Genomic DNA, 16,566 nt, shown 5'->3' with positions numbered 1-16,566 from the left:
CACGCGCGGTTGCGCCCCGTTCCATGAACGAAATAAGACGCCCAGCGATTGAAAAAACCCAAGCAAAATTTTACTAAATAAAAATTGCGCCGCGCCCGAAAGGAGGGCCGCGGCGGTGGGCAGGACGTTGGACATGGTAACAATCAAGGAAATCGCTTCGGCTGTCGGCGTCTCCTCGGCGACTGTTTCTCGGGTTCTGAATTACGATCCGACCCTCTCGATCTCCACCAAGAAGCGACAGGCGATCATCGAAACGGCCGAGGCGCTGAATTACGCCACCCCGCGCAACCGCGGCCGCGGCGCCGGGGCAATGCAGGGCCTGAAATTCGCGCTGGTGCATTTCCTTCAACCCGCCCAGGAACTGATCGACCCCTATTATGTCGGCGTCCGGCTCGGCATCGAAAACCGCTGTCAGGCGCTGAAGATCGAGGTGGTCAAGGTCTTCCACAACGGCAACCTGCCGGAGGCCGCGATCCTGCAGGGCGCCAGCGGCGTCGTCGCCGTCGGCCACCACTATGGCGAAGAGGTCCATTGGCTGCGCCGGCACAGCCGCCATCTGGTCTTTGCGGACTTTGCCCCCGACGATGACGTCGACGACAGCGTGATGAGCGACGTCTCGATCGCGATGAACCGCCTGCTCGACGGCGTTTACGGCATGGGCTACCGCCGCATCGGCTTTCTCGGCTGGATCGACGCTTTCAGAGACAAGGACGACATCCATTCGGAGCGTCGCTGCCGCGCCTTCATACAATGGATGACGAAGGCCGGCCTCTACGATCCCGAACTCTGCATGGTCGAAAAGCTGACGCCCGATAGCGGCTATACGCTCGCCAAGGCGATGCTGTCGAAGCCCAACCCGCCCAAGATCCTCGTCACCTGCAACGACAATATGGCGATCGGCGCTTACCGCGCAATTCACGAAATGGGCCTACGGATCCCCGACGATGTTGCCGTGGCGAGTTTCAACGACATTCCTGTCGCCCAGTTTCTCGGGCCGCCGCTTTCGACGGTGAAGATCCCCGCCGAAGTGATCGGCGAGACCGCCGTTGACCTCCTGGTCGAGCGGCTGACCGGGCGAGACGTGGCGAAGAAGGTGATCCTCGGAACCGAGATGGTCTGGCGCGGCAGCACGATGGCGGGAGCCGCCGTTCCGGGTGTGTAAAACGGTCAGTAAAAAACGCGTGGTAAAAATTTACTGAAATATTGCCTTCTCCAGAAATTTGCGAAATACTCCGCGCCGAGACCAGGAGGAACGTCTCGGGGAACGAATTTCGAGGGAGGAGAAACTATGGACACGCGTACCTATCTGCCGCGCTTTGCCGCCATCGCGCTTGCAGGCGCCAGCTTCTTGGCCGTCACGGCCGCCGAGGCCAAGGAAATCACCATCTGGTGCTGGGATCCGAACTTCAACGTCGCGATCATGAAGGAGGCCGGCGCGCGCTACACCAAGACGCACCCGGACGTGACCTTCAACATCGTCGATTTCGCCAAGGCCGACGTCGAGCAGAAACTGCAGACCGGCCTCTCGTCCGGCACCGCAGACGCCCTGCCGGATATCGTTCTCATCGAGGACTACGGCGCGCAGAAATATCTGCAGTCCTTCCCCGGCGCCTTCGCGCCGCTCTCCGGCACCGTCGATTACTCCGGCTTCGCTCCCTACAAGGTCGAGCTGATGACGCTGGATGGCCAAGTCTACGGCATGCCGTTCGATTCCGGCGTCACCGGTCTCTACTACCGCAAGGACTATCTGGAGCAGGCCGGCTTCAAGCCGGAGGACATGCAAGGCATCACCTGGGATCGCTTCATCGAGATCGGAAAGCAGGTCGAAGCCAAGACCGGCAAGAAAATGATGGGTCTCGACCCGACCGACGCCGGGCTCGTGCGCATCATCATGCAATCGGCCGGGCAATGGTATTTCGACAAGGAAGGCAAGACGAACATCACCGGCAACGCGGCGCTGAAGGCGTCGCTTGAGACGGTCGGCAAGATCATGGCCGCCAACATCTACAAGCCCGCCGCCGGCTGGGCCGACTGGGTCGGCACCTTCACGTCCGGCGATGTCGCCACCGTCATCACCGGCGTCTGGATCACCGGCACCGTCAAGGCGCAGCCGGACCAGTCGGGCAAATGGGGCGTGGCGCCGATCCCGGCGCTTTCGATCGACGGCGCGACGCACGCCTCGAACCTCGGCGGCTCGAGCTGGTACGTGCTTGAAAGCTCAGCCGAGAAGGCCGAAGCGATCGACTTCCTGAACGAGGTCTACGCCAAGGACGTCGACTTCTACCAGACGATCCTTACGGACCGCGGCGCCGTCGGCTCACTGCTCGCTGCCCGCGGCGGGGCCGCCTATGGCGAGGCCGATGCCTTCTTCGGTGGCGAAAAGGTCTGGCAGAACTTCTCCGACTGGCTCGCGAAGGTCCCCTCGGTCAACTACGGCGTCTTCACCAACGAGGCGGACACGGCCGTTACCGCACAGCTTCCGGCACTGCAGCAGGGAACGCCCGTCGACGACATCCTGAAGGCGATCGACGCCGAGGTCAGCGCACAGGTCCAGTAATCGCCGCGGCGATTATCTGCATTGCTCCTGGCCGCGGTAAACACGCCGCGGCCAACGGCTCCTGCTATCCACGGGGATGATGATGGCTCTCGCGCGTCGCGGCGGCATCGGCCGATATTACAACGTCAATGGCTGGCTCTTCGTCGCGCCGGCACTCGGGCTGATCGCCCTTTTCATGATCTATCCGATCGTCTGGTCGCTGTGGATGTCGTTCCAGTCCGGCCGCGGCATGATGCTGAAATTCGCCGGCTTTTCGAACATCGTCCGCCTCTGGAACGATCCGGTCTTCATCAAGGCACTGACGAACACGCTGACCTATTTCGTCGTGCAGGTGCCGATCATGATCCTGCTGGCGCTGATCCTTGCCTCGCTGCTCAACAATCCGAAACTCGTCGGCCGCGGCTTCTTCCGCACCGCCATCTTCCTGCCCTGCGTCACCTCGCTGGTTGCTTATTCGGTGCTGTTCAAAGGCATGTTCGCGCTCGACGGGATCGTCAACTCGACGCTCGAGGCGATCGGCCTCATCGCCTCGCCGATCCCGTGGCTGACCCATCCCTTCTGGGCGAAGGTGCTCGTCATCCTCGCCATCACCTGGCGCTGGACCGGCTACAACATGATCTTCTATCTCGCGGCGATGCAGAACATCGACAAGTCGATCTACGAGGTCGCGCGGATAGACGGCGTGCCTGCCTGGGCGCGTTTCACCCACATCACTATCCCGCTGTTGAAGCCCGTCATTCTGTTCACGACGATCATCTCGACGATCGGCACGATCCAGCTCTTCGACGAGGTCTATAACCTCACCGAAGGCAAGGGCGGACCGTCCAACGCCACGCTGACCCTGTCGCTCTATATCTACAACCTGACCTTCCGCTTCATGCCGAATTTCGGCTACGCGGCGACGGTCTCTTATGTGATCGTGGTGCTCGTCGCCCTGCTCGCCTGCCTGCAATTCTTCGCGGCACGGGAGCGCGACCGATGAACAACGGAACCACACGTATCGTCGGCACCATCGTCACCTACGGCTTCGTCGGGCTGATGGCCTTTCTCTCGATCTTTCCCTTCGTCTGGATGCTGCTCGGCGCGACCAATTCTTCGATCGACATCATCAAGGGCAGGATGATGCCGGGCAGCGCGCTTGCCACCAACATCGCCACTTTCTTCACCCAGGTGAACGCACCGCTGGTCTTCTGGAATTCGGCCAAGATCGCCATTCTCGCGACGGTGCTGACGCTCGCCGTGTCGTCGTTGGCTGGCTACGGCTTCGAGATGTTCCGCTCGCGCCACCGCGATAGGATCTACAGCGCCCTTCTGTTGACGATGATGATCCCGTTTGCCGCGCTGATGATTCCGCTGTTCATCATGATGGGCAAGGCGGGGCTGATCAACACGCACCTCGCTGTCGTGCTGCCGACCATCGGCTCTGCCTTCGTCGTCTTCTATTTCCGCCAGACCACCAAGGCCTTCCCGTCGGAACTGCGGGACGCCGCCAAGGTCGACGGGCTCAAGGAATGGCAGATCTTCCTGTTCATCTATGTGCCGGTCATGCGCTCGACCTATGCGGCGGCCTTCATCATCGTCTTCATGACGGCGTGGAACAACTATCTCTGGCCGCTGATCGTGCTGCAGTCGAACGAGCAGAAGACGATCACGCTGGTCATCTCCTCGCTCGCTTCCGCCTACTACCCCGACTACGGCGTCGTCATGGTCGGCACCATTCTCGCGACACTTCCCACCCTCGCCGTCTTCTTCTTCATGCAACGCCAATTCGTCCAGGGAATGCTGGGCTCAGTCAAATAGGAATGATCATGCGTTCTGTTACCTCTTTCAACGATACCTGGACTTTCTCCGAAGGCTTCGATGCGGCAAGCGCTGGCCGGCTGCAGGCAGGCAAATCGGTCAGCCTGCCGCACAATGCGGTGGAATTGCCGTTCAACTATTTCGACGAGGCATCCTATCAGCGCGCCTTCACCTATCAGAAGGTGCTTACCTGGCGTCGCGAGTTCCACGGCCGCGACGTCTCGCTCGTGTTCGACGCCGCCATGGCCGACGCCGTCGTCTATCTCAACGGCGAGGAGATCATCGCCCACAAGGACGGTTACACGCCCTTTGAAGCAAGACTGACGGATAAGCTGCGGGAAGGCGACAACCTGATCACGGTCAAGATCGACGGCAGCGAAAACCCTGAGATCCCGCCCTTCGGCGGCCGCATCGACTATCTCACCTATGCCGGCATCTATCGCGACGTCTGGCTGAAGGTCACCGATGCCGTTTCGATCGCCAATCTCAAGATCGAACCCCGCGATGCGCTCAGCGATGCCAAGTCCGTCTCGATCCGCTGCGATCTCGGCAATCCGCAAGGCGTCAACTTTGCCGGCACGGTCACGGCACTCCTCAAGGACGCGAACGGCAAGGTGCTGGCGGAAGCAGCCGGTGAAAGCCGCGGCGAGAGCGTCACCCTTGAGATCACGGGTCTGAGGGGCCTCTCGCTCTGGGATATCGACAGCCCCGTTCTCTATGAAGTGGAAGCGCAGCTGCGCAGCGATCGCGGCAGCGACCGGCTGTCGTCACGCTTCGGCTTCCGCACCGCCGAGTTCACCACGGATGGTTTCAAGCTCAACGGACGGCCGCTGAAAATCCGCGGCCTCAACCGCCATCAGGCTTTCCCCTATGTCGGCTACGCCATGGGCCGCACGGCGCAGGAGCGCGATGCCGAGATCCTGAAGAACACGCTGCATTGCAACCTCGTGCGCACCTCGCATTATCCGCAATCCAAGTGGTTCCTCGACCATTGCGACCGCATCGGCCTGCTCGTCTTCGAGGAAATCCCCGGCTGGCAGCATATCGGCGGCGAGGGCTGGAAACAGGAGGCGATCCAAAACGTCCGCCGCATGATCGAGCGCGACTGGAACCACCCGTCGATCATCATCTGGGGCGTGCGCATCAACGAATCCCAGGACTCGCATGATTTCTACGTCGAGACCAACCGGCTCGCACGCGAACTCGACCCCACGCGCCAGACCGGCGGCGTGCGCTACATTACCGACAGCGAATACCTCGAAGACGTCTACACCATGAACGACTTTATCCTCGGCAACGAGGAACTGCCGGGCGCAAACCGCCCGCGCACGGCGCTACGTCCGCAGCAGGAATGCACCGGGCTCACCCGCAAGGTGCCCTATCTCATCACCGAATTCGGCGGCCACATGTTTCCGACGAAGATCTACGACCAGGAGCAACGGCAGGCAGAGCATGTGCGCCGGCACCTGGAAGTGCTGAACGCGGCCTATGGCGACCCAAGCATTTCAGGCGCCGTCGGCTGGTGCATGTTCGACTACAACACCCACAAGGACTTCGGCTCCGGCGACCGGATCTGCTATCACGGTGTCATGGACATGTTCCGCCAGCCGAAATTCGCGGCTTATGTCTATGCCAGCCAATGCGAACCGTCGGAGGGCGTGGTGATGAAGCCGGTCACCTTCTGGGCACGCGGCGAGCGTAACATCGGCGGCGTGCTGCCCTTGATCGTGCTCACCAACTGCGACGAGGTCGAGCTGAAATACGGATCGCTCGTCAAGCGCGTCGGCCCCGACCGCGAGAACTTCCCGCATCTGCCGCACCCGCCCGTCGTCATCGACCATCGCCACTTCACCAAGGACGAACTCGGCGTCTGGGGCATGAAGTGGGAAGACGCAGCCTTCACCGGCTTTATCGACGGCGAGCCCGTCGCCAACCTCCGCATGATCGCCGATCCGGTGCCGACGGCGCTGGAAGTCGTCCCCGACAGCACGGCGCTTCGGGCCGAAGGGCGCGACAGCGTGCGGGTGATCGTGCGCGCGCTCGATCAGGCCGGCAACATCCTGCCCTTCCTCAATGACGCGGTCGACGTGACAGTCACCGGCCCTGCCCGCCTGCTCGGCCCCGATCGCCTGATCTTCCAGGGCGGTTCGACCGGCTTCTGGCTGGAAACGACGGGTGCTGCCGGCGGCATCGCCGTCGCGGTGACCTCGACGCGGCTTGGAACCGTGAGGCTGGAGCTTTCGGCAGTGTCGGACGAGGCGGCGGCTGCATGAGCGAACTCCAACTTAAGCACGTCAGAAAGTCCTATGGCAACTTCGAGGTCATCAAGGGTGTAGACCTCGACATCAAGACCGGTGAGTTCGTCGTCTTCGTCGGGCCATCCGGCTGCGGCAAGTCGACCCTGCTTCGGATGATCGCCGGACTGGAGGAGATCACGTCAGGTGATCTCACGATCGGCGGCGAGCGCATGAACGATGTCGATCCGTCGAAACGCGGCATCGCCATGGTGTTCCAGTCCTATGCGCTCTATCCGCATATGACAGTACGTGAGAACATGGGTTTCGCGCTGCGATTTGCCGGCGTGCCGAAGGCCGAGATCGCACAACGCGTCGGCGAAGCCGCGAACATCCTGGAACTCGGGCCGCTGCTCGACCGCAAGCCGAAACAGCTTTCGGGCGGCCAGCGCCAGCGCGTGGCGATCGGCCGGGCGATCGTGCGGCACCCGAAGATCTTTCTCTTCGACGAGCCGCTCTCGAACCTCGATGCGGAACTGCGCGTGCACATGCGTATCGAGATCGCCAGGCTGCACAAGAAGCTTGCGACGACAATCATCTACGTCACCCACGATCAGGTCGAGGCGATGACGCTTGCCGACAAGATCGTCGTCATGCGCGGCGGCGTGGTCGAGCAGGTAGGCTCGCCGCTCGACCTCTACGACGATCCGGCCAATCTCTTCGTCGCCGGTTTCATCGGTTCGCCGAAGATGAACTTTTTGAAGGGGATCGTCGAAACAAACGCGGGCGGGGAGAAACATGTCCGCCTGGCGGATTTCGGCAATGCGACGCTGCCGATTGCGGTCAAGGGCGTAACGCCCGGCAGCACCGTGACCATTGGCATTCGCCCCGAGCATTTCGGCGACAGCGGCTCGGCGTGCCTCGATTTGACGATCGACATGCTGGAGCATCTGGGCGGCGAGACCTTTGCCTATGCCCGGCACGGCGACGGCGAACTGATCATCATCGAAACAAAAAACGGCCGCGGCCTGAAGTCCGGCGACAGCACCGCCGCCCGTTTCGAACCCACAGCCGCTCTGGTGTTCGACGCAGACGGCAGGCGCTTGCGCTAGAAGCTATCCACCATAGGAGGGCGGCGCCACCTGCGAAGATGGCGCCGTTCGTCGTTGTCACGGGAACATGCCCTTCGGTGTCTCACCCTTCAGAAAGGGCTCGATGAAAGCCTCCAACAGTTCCGTCTGGTTGATGACGGCGGTGTGCGACGTCGCCGGCAGGATCGCGAGCCGCGAAGGCGACAGCGGCTTTCCCATGTCGCCCATGGCGCCGCCACCAAGCAGGCGGAACAGTGCCACCGTGTGCTCCAACGTCGCCACATCGGCATCGCCGGCGATGACGAGAACCGGGATCTTCAGTGCCTTGACATCCGCCTCCCAGGCCATCGGTTCTTTTTCGAGCTGGATCAGCTTCTTGACCAGATCGGGAAACCCATCCGGATTGGCGGCGAGCTTGCGGTAGTCTTCGGCAAAGGGCATGCCGACGAACATCTCGACAGTCATCTGCGGGATGAATGCTTTGAATTCCGGCTGCCAGCCCTCGGCATCGTAGCCGACGGACGCGGCGGCTAGCTTGTTCACCTTGTCCGGATGGCGGATTGCCAGCTGCAGGCCGGCAGCCGCACCCATTGAGTAGCCGAAGACATCGGCCTTCTCCAGCTTCACCGCATCCATGAAGGCGGCGACGTCGTCCGCGAGGTTCGGATAGGTGACCGGGCGATCGATATCGGTGGTGCGGCCATGGCCCTGGAACTCGATTGCATAGACCTTGTGGGTCTCGGCCAGCTTCGGGATGATCGCACCCATCGAGGGAATGTTCATGTAGGCGCCGTGTAGCACGACCAGCGGCTCGCCCTCGCCCGAGACCTCGTAATACATCTTCATGCCGTTGACTTCGACGGTCTCAGCCTCGGCAAAGGCCGTGCCGGACATGAGCAGGGCGCCAGCGATCAAAGCGGTACGAAACATTCTCAATCTCCTTGTTGTCAGCGCGGTTGAGCACCGCCTTCGAGATTAAGACGCATGACGTCGTCATCTCCCGACATCGACAGCCAAGAAAATTTCGCGCATTCGTTGCAGTGCCCAGCAAACGCGTCGCGCCGTGGTCCGCCTGCGCTTCAGCCTGACGGGTTGAGGCTCACCCGCAGGGGCGCGAACTGCGATACGGCAAAATCCATGAGCTTTCGCACCCGCGGCAATTCACGTAATTCCGGGTGAACACCGAGCTTCAGCGGCAGAACCGGCGCGGCAACGCCGAGGTCAAGGGCCACGAGGCCATTCCGGCCGGCGGCGATAAAGTGCGGCAGCGTGGCAAGTGCCTGTCCGGTCTCAACCGCACTCAATTGCGAGCGGATCGAATTCGTGCGCAGCAGCACTCTCGCCTCCGGCAAAAGATCTTTCAGCCAGGTCGAGAGCGATACCCGCACAGGCACCTCCACCAGCTCGACAATCGTCTGGTTCCTGCCTTCGCCCGCAACATCCGGATGGCCGAAACGATCAAGGTAGGCCTCTGTTGCAAACAGGCCGTAGGCGACATCGGCAACCTTGCGCTCGACGATATCGTTTTGGTCGAAACTGCCGAAACGCAAGGCAATGTCCGCGTCCCGCCGGGACAGGTTGAAGCGCCTGCCATCGTTCAAAAGGTGAATGCTGACGCCGGGATGCATTGCTGCAAACTTGGTCAGGATCGGCGCCAGGAGGTAGTCTCCGATCCAGTCGAGGCTGGTCACGGTGATGGTGCCTTCTAGTGCGTCGTCCTGCACCGCAAGGCGCCGCTCCACCGCAAGCGCATTCGCCTCCATGTGTTCGAGCGCCGAAAGGATGGAGAGGCACACGGCGGTCGGCACGAGGCCGCCCGGTTGCCGCTCGAACAGTGTTTTGCGCGTCTTCTGCTCGAAAGCCTCGAGGCGACGGCTGAGCGTCGGTTGCGTGGTGCCCATCGCACGGGCCGCTGCACTCAGCGAGCCGTGGCGGACCAAGTGCTGAACAAGATGGAGTTCTTCCCAGTCCACGGGCACCTCAGGGTTCAGCCGGCCGAGGCGGCTCGCCTCGACGGTAATTCATAGGCACTTTCGTGCCCGCCGTCATGCCCCCGTCGATCGGCAGCACCACGCCGGTGATGTAACTCGCCGCATCGGAACAGAGCCAGAGGACACTTGCGGCCACCTCCTCCATCCGGCCAAGCCGGCGCATCGGCGTCGAAAGTGCTGCGTGCCGCTGGATTTCCGCGCCGGCGGCCTCGAGATGGTGGGTGAGGATCGGCCCGGGCGCAACGACATTGATCCGGATGCCCTGGTCGGCATAGTCCAGCGCCGCCGCCTTTGTCAGCCCGATGATCCCGGCCTTCGCACCGACATAGGCGGAAAGCCCGGAGGTGCCGTTGATGCCGGCGACGGAGGCCATGTTGACGATCGCGCCGCCACCAGCCCTCGCCATCGCCTCGATCTGGTAACGCATGCCGAGAAAGGTGCCGCGAATGTTGGTGCGGACGCCGCGATCGAACCCTTCGATGTCGAGATCGGCAAGCGGGGCCGGCATGGTTCCATCCGTCGCATTGTTGAAGGCGGCGTCGAGTCGGCCATAGTGCTGCATCACGCTTGCAAGCGCCTGCTTCATGGCACTCTCGTCGCCGACATCGGCCGCGATCGCCAGTGCGTCGCCGCCGGCCTGGCGGATGGAAACCGCCAACGCCTCGACCGCCGGCTGCGAGCGGGAAAGAAGGACAACGGATGCGCCGGCCTGCGCAAAGGCGCGGGCGGTGGCCGCGCCGATACCCTTGCTGGCGCCTGCGATTAAGGCGACTTTGCCTGCAAATCCCAGATTGTTTGTGTTCATCAACCCGACTCCATCTGACGTTGTCGCACCGTTTTTAGCGCCGGACGACAACGGCTGCCTCGTGCAGGCGCGTATGCCTCCCATACGGGAACAGACGATCGACTTTCGCTGCGAACGGGCTTTGCCTTTGTCCGGGAGCCCGAATTTCGCCCTGAAGCGTCGACCGGGCCGCAGTTTCGAGACGCACAGGAGACGATCATGGATGCGACAAGACAAGGAAGATCGGAGCGCAGAACGCGGCTGAAGGCCGAACTCGACCGGGTGATTGCGGAAGCCCTGGATGAACAGCGCATCGTCGGCACAGTCGTCGAGATCCTTATCGACGGCGAGCCCGGCTACCGACATGCCGCCGGGCTTGCGGACCGCGAGGCCGACCGGCCGATGACCGAGGACAGCATCTTCCTGCTCTCCTCGGTCGCAAAGCCGATCGTCACGGTCGCCGCTCTCAACCTGGCGCAAAGCGGCACCATCGGTCTCGACGATATCGTGTCGGAATGGCTGCCCGCGTTCAGGCCGCAGCTGCCGGACGGCAGCGAGCCTCGGATAACCATCCGCCAACTCCTGACGCACAGTGCCGGTTTGAGCTACGTGTTCATGGAGCAAGGCGACGGCCCTTATCGCCGGCACGCCATCAGCAGCGGCCTCGACGACACCGACGATGATCTCACCGCCCTCATCGGCAAGCTCACCGCCATTCCGTTATCCTATCCGCCCGGACACGGCTGGGGCTATTCGATGAGTCTCGACGTGCTTGGGGCCGTTATCGAAGAGGCGACGGGATCAAAGCTGCCGGAGGCGATTGCTGCGCTCGTCACACGCCCGATGGGGATGAACGACACCGCCTTTTCCGTGACCGATAAACGCAGGCTGGTGGTCCACTATGGCGATGCCTCGCCGCGGCCACGGCGGCTCGTTGGCGATGACGCGGTCCCCTTCTTTGGCAATCCCGTGCGCCTCTCGCCCGGCCGGATCTTCAATCCTCGAGCCTTTCCCTCCGGAGGAGCCGGCATGGCAGGCACGGCCGGCGACGTGATCCGCCTTCTCGAAAGCCTCAGGACCAGACACTCGCCGGTGCTCGACGCCGCCAGCACCCGCTCGATGTTCGACATTCAGGCAAGGACGGGCGGATTGGCCGCCGGCGCCGGGTGGGAGTTCGGTTTCGGCGGCGCCGTGCTTGTCGAACCCGAGATGGCGGGAACACCGCAGTCGCGCGGCACGCTGCAATGGGACGGCGCCTACGGGCACAAGTGGTTCATCGACCCGGCCCGCGGCCTGACAGTCGTTGCGCTCACCAACACCGCTTTTGAGGGCATGAACGGACGCTTCCCGGACGATCTTCGCGACGCCATCTATCGGAGCCTCTAGCCATGCGGAGTGCCCCATTTCCCGTCGACCTCGGCCGCTACTTCGCCCGCATCGGTCATGTCGGGCCGCTGTCGCCCGATCTCACAACCCTTGGCAGGATCGTCGCCCGCCATGCCGCGTCGATCCCCTTCGAGGCCATCGACGTGCTTCTCGGCCGTCGGATCGACCTTTCGCCGGCGGCGGTCGACGCCAAGCTCATCGACCGCCGGCGTGGCGGCTATTGCTTCGAGCAGAACGGCCTGTTGCAGCGCGTGCTCACGTCGCTCGGCTACCGGGTGGATCCCTTGATTGCCCGCGTCCTGTGGATGCGCGCCCCGGGCGCGCCGCCGCCGGCCTGGTCGCACATGGCGCTCCGCGTCTTCGTGAACGATGTCGGCTATCTGGTCGATGTCGGCTTCGGCAGTTGCGTGCCGACCGCGCCGCTGCGTTTCGACCGGACCACGCCGCAACCGACGCCGCATGAGCCGTTCCGTCTCAGCCGAACGCTCGATGGCTACGTGCTGGAGGCATTACTTGGTCGTGACTGGGTACCGGTCTACGAGGTATCGCCGAGCATTTGTGGAGAGGACGCGTATCGGATCGCAAACATCGCGACATACACGGATCCGCATTCGCTTTTCCGACAGACCCTGCTGGTGACGTTGACCACCGAGGAGACACGTAACATCCTGCTCGGAAACCGGCTGACGATCCGTGACAGGAACGGCACCGTGACGCGCCAAGAATTCGATGCACCGGCAATCGAATCTGCCCTTATCAACGTCTTCGGATTACCCCTCGACGGCGACTGGCGCCGGATCGCTGCGCGCGCCGGCGGCGCATTCGAGGCATCCATTCCAACGACATGACGTGAACCCGGCGCCTCGTCTATCGATGGGTGAGGATGTAGCCTTTGAGGATCTCCGCATGATTGCGGGCCTCATCCTTCACGCTGTAAAGCAAAGTCACCGGGCCCTCAGCAATGCGCTGTCGCAACAGGTCAACTGCCACCGGATTGCCGTCGAGCTCGGCAAGGTAGCGCTCGCGAAACTCTTCCCACGTGCCTTCATCCGCATGGAACCAGCGGCGCAGCTCCGTGGTCGGCGCTATGTCCTTCAGCCAGAGATCGACCGCGGCTTCCGCCTTGGTCAAACCGCGCGGCCAGAGGCGATCGACGAGGACGCGCATCCCGTCGCCATCGGCCTTCGGCTCATAGACACGTTTCGTCTTCAGCTGCATGAACGCCCCTCATTGGTCTTGATTTGAGGACCATAGCTGCCGCCGATTGGCGATCCAAGCGCGAAGGCGCTTGCCGGCAAGCGGTAAGGGCGCGCCTGCCGCCTACACCCCGCGCCTGTTGCCCCAGAGCAGGACGTGCAGCTGCGGCAGGACGCGGGCCTCGAACCAACGATCTTCCGTCACCTTGCCGACAAGCCAGAGCATGCGATCGATGATGCCGTCGATGTCGACTTTGGCGTCGTCGTCGTCAGGGGGTGGAGGCGTATGGTTGCCAGGCTGCAGGTAGAGCGGCAGATGGGGGTACCGGGCCGCCGTATCCCGGGCATAGGCATAGTCGCGCTCGTCGAAAACGACGATCTTCAGCGCCACCTGCGGCCCATCCGCTGCCATTCGAAGACAGTCGTCGAAGGCCTGCCAGTCCGTTTCCATGCCGCTCGACGGCGGCTTCGGGCTCAGCACCAGCACGTCGAGATCCGCAAACCAGTCCTTGGCGATGCTGCCCTGCGTTTCCAGCGCGAAGCGATAGCCATCGGCTTTCCCGCGGGCGATCAGGGGCGCCAGCGGCTGGATCGCCGGATTGCCGCCGGAAAGCGAGACCGTCAGCGGCTTGCCACCGGAGAGCGTGACGACCTCGCTCCAGATCTCTTCGACGCCCATCGGCAGCCATTGGTCGCGATACTCGCTGTCGACCGCGTGCAGCGTGTCGCACCAACTGCAGCGATAGTCGCAGCCGCCGGTTCGCACGAACACGGTCGGAAGCCCGATCAGGATGCCCTCGCCCTGGATCGTCGGCCCGAAGATTTCGCTGACACGGATGCGCGTTTCGCCGGGCCCGCTCATGGCCGGTATTCCGCCCAGGTCTTCGGCGTCTCGCTGACACGCACGGCGGAGGTTTCCGGCAGCCTCGCCTTGCACCAGTCGTAAAAGTGCTTCGCCAGACATTCGGCCGTCACCCGGTCGTGGCCGAGAACGTCGTTCAGATGGCGGTGATCGAAACTCTCGTCGATGTAGCGCTTCAGTGGCGAAAGCTCGTGATAGTCGCGCACGAAGCCGTGCTCGTTGAGCTCCGCGCCGGCAAGCTCGACTTCGACGATGTAGTTGTGGCCGTGCAGCCGCGCACATTGATGGTCTGCCGGCAGGCTCTTCAACTGATGCGAGGCGGAGAAATGGAATTCCTTGGTGATCCGGAACATCACTTCACCTCCTCGGCCGCAAAGGCCGACGTCGCCGCCACCCAGAAATCCGGATCTTCGTAGTCGGTCGGATCCGCAACGCCGGCCATATGGAAGGCCTCGCGCCGCTCGACGCAGGTGCCGCAGCGCCCGCAATGGCGCGCGCCGCCCTTGTAGCAGGACCAGGTCGCTTCGAAGGGCGTCTGGTGGCTCGCGCCGTCGGTGACGATATCCGCCTTCGAAATCGTCACATAGGGCGCGTAGAGCGTGACGTCGGCGTAGCCGTCGAGCGCGTGGTTCTGCATCGCCTGAAACGCGTCGATGAAGCCGGGACGGCAGTCGGGATAGATGAAATGGTCGCCGCCATGCACGGCGACGGCCACCGCATCCGCCTTCTGCGCTGCTGCCAACCCGAAGGCGATGGCGAGCATGATGGCGTTGCGGTTCGGAACCACCGTCGCTTTCATCGTTTCCTCGGCGTAGTGGCCGTCGGGCACGTCGACATCGTCCGTCAATGCCGATCCCGTGAGATGGGCGCCGATCGCGCTGATGTCGATGACCTGATGCGGAACGCCGAGCCGCTTGGCACAGGCGGCGGCAAAGTCCAGTTCCTTGCGGTGTCGCTGGCCGTAATCGAAGGAGAGCAGGCCAATGAGTTCGTGTTCGGCTGCGACCTTTTGGGCAAGCGATACCGAGTCCAATCCGCCGGAGCAGATGACGATTGTCTTCATGATAGGTGTCCTTGTTTTGACCGGGTAGGCTGCGACCGGATTACGGCGCGCCTTCTAGGGCAAAGCAGGACGGATGGGAAGCATTATGTTGAAGTGCGGGAGTACGCAGCCTCTTCCTGCGTGCCATACACGCGACCGGCGCATTCTCAAACTGAGCCAGAAACGCACGCGTCCCACCCTTAAGTGCAAGGGTGGGACGCGCAAGCATCAGGCGCTTTCGGGGATGTTCCGATGACTACTGCTGCAGCCCCGGATAGGCCCATACGCCCGAAACCCGCATCAGATCACGGTAAATGACCAACCGCTCGTCGGCCCCGATCTTTGCCGCTTCATCCTGGTTTGGCGCGTCCAGTGCATTCAGCGGCACCACTGCCGATGGCAGGTCGCGCTGCTTCAAGGCATCCTCCATGACCGTGCGCGCGCGGCGCATGTGGCTCGAACTGGTCACCAGGATTACCGTGTCGGCCTGATGCCGCACCAGGAGATTGGCGGCATTGATCACATTGCCGATCGTATCTTTCGACTTGTCCTCAATCATGATGCGATCGCGACTGATACCCTTGTCGACCAGCCACTTGGACATGACGTCACCTTCCGTAACGCCATTTTTCGGCACGCCGCCACTCACCATGACGAGCGCTGTCGGGTTGGCCTCGGCGACCTTCAACGTCACCTCGAGACGGTCGAGCAAGGTTTGCTGCGCCTTGCCGTCATCGGCGAGCGCGTAGCCCAGCGCGACGATCACGACTTTCCCTGGCACAGTCGGGACGTCGAAGTTCGGCTTTTCAGCCATGATCTGTTCTGCGCGAACAAACCGCTTGCGATACTCTTCGGCTCTCTCGCGATCGAGACCGGCCAGCGCCTGGTGGGCAAGCGCCGCGCCGGTCTCATCGCCACGGATGCGGGCAATTGCCTCAAGCCAGCTTTGCGCATCAAAAGCGGTCGGGTCCTTGCCAAGGATGCTCTGGAAGGTCGCCTGCGCGTCGTCGAGCTTCTTCTGGATGATCTGGGTCGCAGCAACGGCATATTGGAAATCCAACCGCTCAGGCGCGAGCGTCGACGCTTCCTTGAAGGCTTCCTCCACGACATCATATTTGCCATGCAGCGTAATGCCCTTGAAGACTTCGGCTTCCGCCTTTTTGACGTCGCCGCCCGACCAGTAATACTGCATGCCGGTGTCGACCAGCTGTTTTATACGGGCAGCGTTTGCCTGGTCGAAGGCGCCGGCTGGAACCGCTGAAATGAGACACGCTGTCGCTGTCAACAGTCCAAGGAGGCGGCGCCGTGCGCTACCCGCCTTTACCGAACGCGGGGTGCCCGATGCTGTCACGGTCGACCCCAACGGGGCAAAAATGGAACTCGGCTTCATTTAAATCTCCCAGTTTTCCGGTTGCCCGCCGGCTTGCTCGCCCTCGGGCCGATAGCGTTCCGTATTCACTTCCGATTTGGCCCATCTCCTTGAGGCCAGTATTAGAAATACCAAAACATGACCACCTGTCCAGATCGCGGCGGCGCAACTATCCGTAATGGCGACTGAAGCCGGAATAATTCGTGTTACATTTCTTACAGATAGCGCATACAAGTTGCGTTCACGTTCCGAAA

At 62.4% G+C, this 16,566-nt stretch carries 16 protein-coding genes; 8 read left to right on the top strand and 8 right to left on the bottom strand.

Features of this window, described 5'->3' with window-relative positions:
* The first annotated feature begins 133 nt into the window (after nucleotides 1-133).
* From IB279_RS34555 to IB279_RS34530, 6 genes are all read left to right on the top strand, one after another.
* Nucleotides 134-1,162, top strand: coding sequence for a LacI family DNA-binding transcriptional regulator (locus IB279_RS34555; protein WP_060606019.1), 1,029 nt, complete (start codon nucleotides 134-136; stop codon nucleotides 1,160-1,162).
* Nucleotides 1,163-1,288: 126 nt separating this feature from the next.
* The gene (locus IB279_RS34550) at nucleotides 1,289-2,557 is read left to right on the top strand and encodes an ABC transporter substrate-binding protein (protein ID WP_060585687.1); all 1,269 of its coding nucleotides are present in this window, start codon (nucleotides 1,289-1,291) and stop codon (nucleotides 2,555-2,557) included.
* Between the two features lie 82 nt (nucleotides 2,558-2,639).
* Entirely contained in the window at nucleotides 2,640-3,539 is a 900-nt protein-coding gene (locus IB279_RS34545) for a carbohydrate ABC transporter permease (RefSeq protein ID WP_060519380.1), read from the top strand.
* Nucleotides 3,536-4,357: a carbohydrate ABC transporter permease gene (locus IB279_RS34540; RefSeq protein WP_051659165.1), complete on the top strand. Its 822-nt coding sequence runs from the start codon at nucleotides 3,536-3,538 to the stop codon at nucleotides 4,355-4,357. The genes IB279_RS34545 and IB279_RS34540 overlap by 4 nt, the downstream gene beginning before the upstream one ends.
* An 8-nt stretch (nucleotides 4,358-4,365) precedes the next feature.
* Nucleotides 4,366-6,630: a glycoside hydrolase family 2 protein gene (locus IB279_RS34535; protein WP_192340851.1), complete on the top strand. Its 2,265-nt coding sequence runs from the start codon at nucleotides 4,366-4,368 to the stop codon at nucleotides 6,628-6,630.
* Nucleotides 6,627-7,703: an ABC transporter ATP-binding protein gene (locus IB279_RS34530; protein WP_192340848.1), complete on the top strand. Its 1,077-nt coding sequence runs from the start codon at nucleotides 6,627-6,629 to the stop codon at nucleotides 7,701-7,703. The genes IB279_RS34535 and IB279_RS34530 overlap by 4 nt, the downstream gene beginning before the upstream one ends.
* A gap of 57 nt (nucleotides 7,704-7,760) precedes the next feature.
* On the opposite strand, the gene IB279_RS34525 is transcribed toward IB279_RS34530, so the two are convergent.
* The 3 genes from IB279_RS34525 to IB279_RS34515 all read right to left on the bottom strand — a co-directional run bounded on the left by IB279_RS34525 (nucleotide 7,761) and on the right by IB279_RS34515 (nucleotide 10,478).
* Nucleotides 7,761-8,612 carry an alpha/beta fold hydrolase gene (locus tag IB279_RS34525; RefSeq protein WP_060606028.1) on the bottom strand — a complete coding sequence of 284 codons (852 nt, stop codon included), beginning with the start codon at nucleotides 8,610-8,612 and terminating at the stop codon, nucleotides 7,761-7,763.
* A gap of 149 nt (nucleotides 8,613-8,761) precedes the next feature.
* Nucleotides 8,762-9,655 carry a LysR family transcriptional regulator gene (locus tag IB279_RS34520; RefSeq protein ID WP_143556298.1) on the bottom strand — a complete coding sequence of 298 codons (894 nt, stop codon included), beginning with the start codon at nucleotides 9,653-9,655 and terminating at the stop codon, nucleotides 8,762-8,764.
* Nucleotides 9,656-9,662: 7 nt separating this feature from the next.
* Nucleotides 9,663-10,478: an SDR family NAD(P)-dependent oxidoreductase gene (locus IB279_RS34515; protein ID WP_060606034.1), complete on the bottom strand. Its 816-nt coding sequence runs from the start codon at nucleotides 10,476-10,478 to the stop codon at nucleotides 9,663-9,665.
* Between the two features lie 198 nt (nucleotides 10,479-10,676).
* Between IB279_RS34515 and IB279_RS34510 the strand changes: the two genes are divergently transcribed.
* Together IB279_RS34510 and IB279_RS34505 are read left to right on the top strand one after the other, a co-directional pair.
* Nucleotides 10,677-11,843, top strand: a complete 1,167-nt coding sequence (locus IB279_RS34510; RefSeq protein ID WP_089043005.1) for a serine hydrolase — start codon at nucleotides 10,677-10,679, stop codon at nucleotides 11,841-11,843.
* A gap of 2 nt (nucleotides 11,844-11,845) precedes the next feature.
* The gene (locus tag IB279_RS34505; RefSeq protein ID WP_060585679.1) at nucleotides 11,846-12,691 is read left to right on the top strand and encodes an arylamine N-acetyltransferase; all 846 of its coding nucleotides are present in this window, start codon (nucleotides 11,846-11,848) and stop codon (nucleotides 12,689-12,691) included.
* A 19-nt stretch (nucleotides 12,692-12,710) separates the two neighbouring features.
* On the opposite strand, the gene IB279_RS34500 is transcribed toward IB279_RS34505, so the two are convergent.
* The 5 genes from IB279_RS34500 to IB279_RS34480 form a co-directional block, all read right to left on the bottom strand.
* The gene (locus tag IB279_RS34500) at nucleotides 12,711-13,061 is read right to left on the bottom strand and encodes a DUF488 domain-containing protein (RefSeq protein ID WP_060528950.1); all 351 of its coding nucleotides are present in this window, start codon (nucleotides 13,059-13,061) and stop codon (nucleotides 12,711-12,713) included.
* Between the two features lie 102 nt (nucleotides 13,062-13,163).
* Nucleotides 13,164-13,901: a 7-carboxy-7-deazaguanine synthase QueE gene (gene queE / locus IB279_RS34495; protein ID WP_060528951.1), complete on the bottom strand. Its 738-nt coding sequence runs from the start codon at nucleotides 13,899-13,901 to the stop codon at nucleotides 13,164-13,166.
* Nucleotides 13,898-14,254, bottom strand: a complete 357-nt coding sequence (gene queD, locus IB279_RS34490; protein WP_060519321.1) for a 6-carboxytetrahydropterin synthase QueD — start codon at nucleotides 14,252-14,254, stop codon at nucleotides 13,898-13,900. The genes queE and queD overlap by 4 nt, the downstream gene beginning before the upstream one ends.
* The gene (queC, locus tag IB279_RS34485) at nucleotides 14,254-14,964 is read right to left on the bottom strand and encodes a 7-cyano-7-deazaguanine synthase QueC (protein WP_089043004.1); all 711 of its coding nucleotides are present in this window, start codon (nucleotides 14,962-14,964) and stop codon (nucleotides 14,254-14,256) included. Before queC ends, queD begins: the two co-directional genes overlap by 1 nt.
* Nucleotides 14,965-15,199: 235 nt before the next feature.
* Nucleotides 15,200-16,333, bottom strand: coding sequence for a YdcF family protein (locus IB279_RS34480; RefSeq protein ID WP_192340846.1), 1,134 nt, complete (start codon nucleotides 16,331-16,333; stop codon nucleotides 15,200-15,202).
* Nucleotides 16,334-16,566 lie beyond the last annotated feature (233 nt).

Source organism: Ensifer sp. ENS06, from assembly GCF_014852205.1.
GTDB classification, from domain to species: Bacteria; Pseudomonadota; Alphaproteobacteria; order Rhizobiales; family Rhizobiaceae; genus Ensifer; species Ensifer adhaerens.
Note: the sequence above shows the minus strand (reverse complement) of the source record. Positions and strands in the feature narration are given on the sequence as shown.

Coding starts and splice junctions, on each gene's coding strand:
- IB279_RS34535 (WP_192340851.1), top strand. CDS start 4,366: ATGCGTTCTGTTACCTCTTTCAACGATACCTGGACTTTCTCCGAAGGC.
- IB279_RS34515 (WP_060606034.1), bottom strand. CDS start 10,478: ATGAACACAAACAATCTGGGATTTGCAGGCAAAGTCGCCTTAATCGCA.
- IB279_RS34500 (WP_060528950.1), bottom strand. CDS start 13,061: ATGCAGCTGAAGACGAAACGTGTCTATGAGCCGAAGGCCGATGGCGAC.
- IB279_RS34550 (WP_060585687.1), top strand. CDS start 1,289: ATGGACACGCGTACCTATCTGCCGCGCTTTGCCGCCATCGCGCTTGCA.
- IB279_RS34555 (WP_060606019.1), top strand. CDS start 134: ATGGTAACAATCAAGGAAATCGCTTCGGCTGTCGGCGTCTCCTCGGCG.
- IB279_RS34525 (WP_060606028.1), bottom strand. CDS start 8,612: ATGTTTCGTACCGCTTTGATCGCTGGCGCCCTGCTCATGTCCGGCACG.
- IB279_RS34505 (WP_060585679.1), top strand. CDS start 11,846: ATGCGGAGTGCCCCATTTCCCGTCGACCTCGGCCGCTACTTCGCCCGC.
- queD (WP_060519321.1), bottom strand. CDS start 14,254: ATGTTCCGGATCACCAAGGAATTCCATTTCTCCGCCTCGCATCAGTTG.
- IB279_RS34480 (WP_192340846.1), bottom strand. CDS start 16,333: ATGAAGCCGAGTTCCATTTTTGCCCCGTTGGGGTCGACCGTGACAGCA.
- IB279_RS34545 (WP_060519380.1), top strand. CDS start 2,640: ATGGCTCTCGCGCGTCGCGGCGGCATCGGCCGATATTACAACGTCAAT.
- queE (WP_060528951.1), bottom strand. CDS start 13,901: ATGAGCGGGCCCGGCGAAACGCGCATCCGTGTCAGCGAAATCTTCGGG.
- queC (WP_089043004.1), bottom strand. CDS start 14,964: ATGAAGACAATCGTCATCTGCTCCGGCGGATTGGACTCGGTATCGCTT.
- IB279_RS34510 (WP_089043005.1), top strand. CDS start 10,677: ATGGATGCGACAAGACAAGGAAGATCGGAGCGCAGAACGCGGCTGAAG.
- IB279_RS34540 (WP_051659165.1), top strand. CDS start 3,536: ATGAACAACGGAACCACACGTATCGTCGGCACCATCGTCACCTACGGC.
- IB279_RS34530 (WP_192340848.1), top strand. CDS start 6,627: ATGAGCGAACTCCAACTTAAGCACGTCAGAAAGTCCTATGGCAACTTC.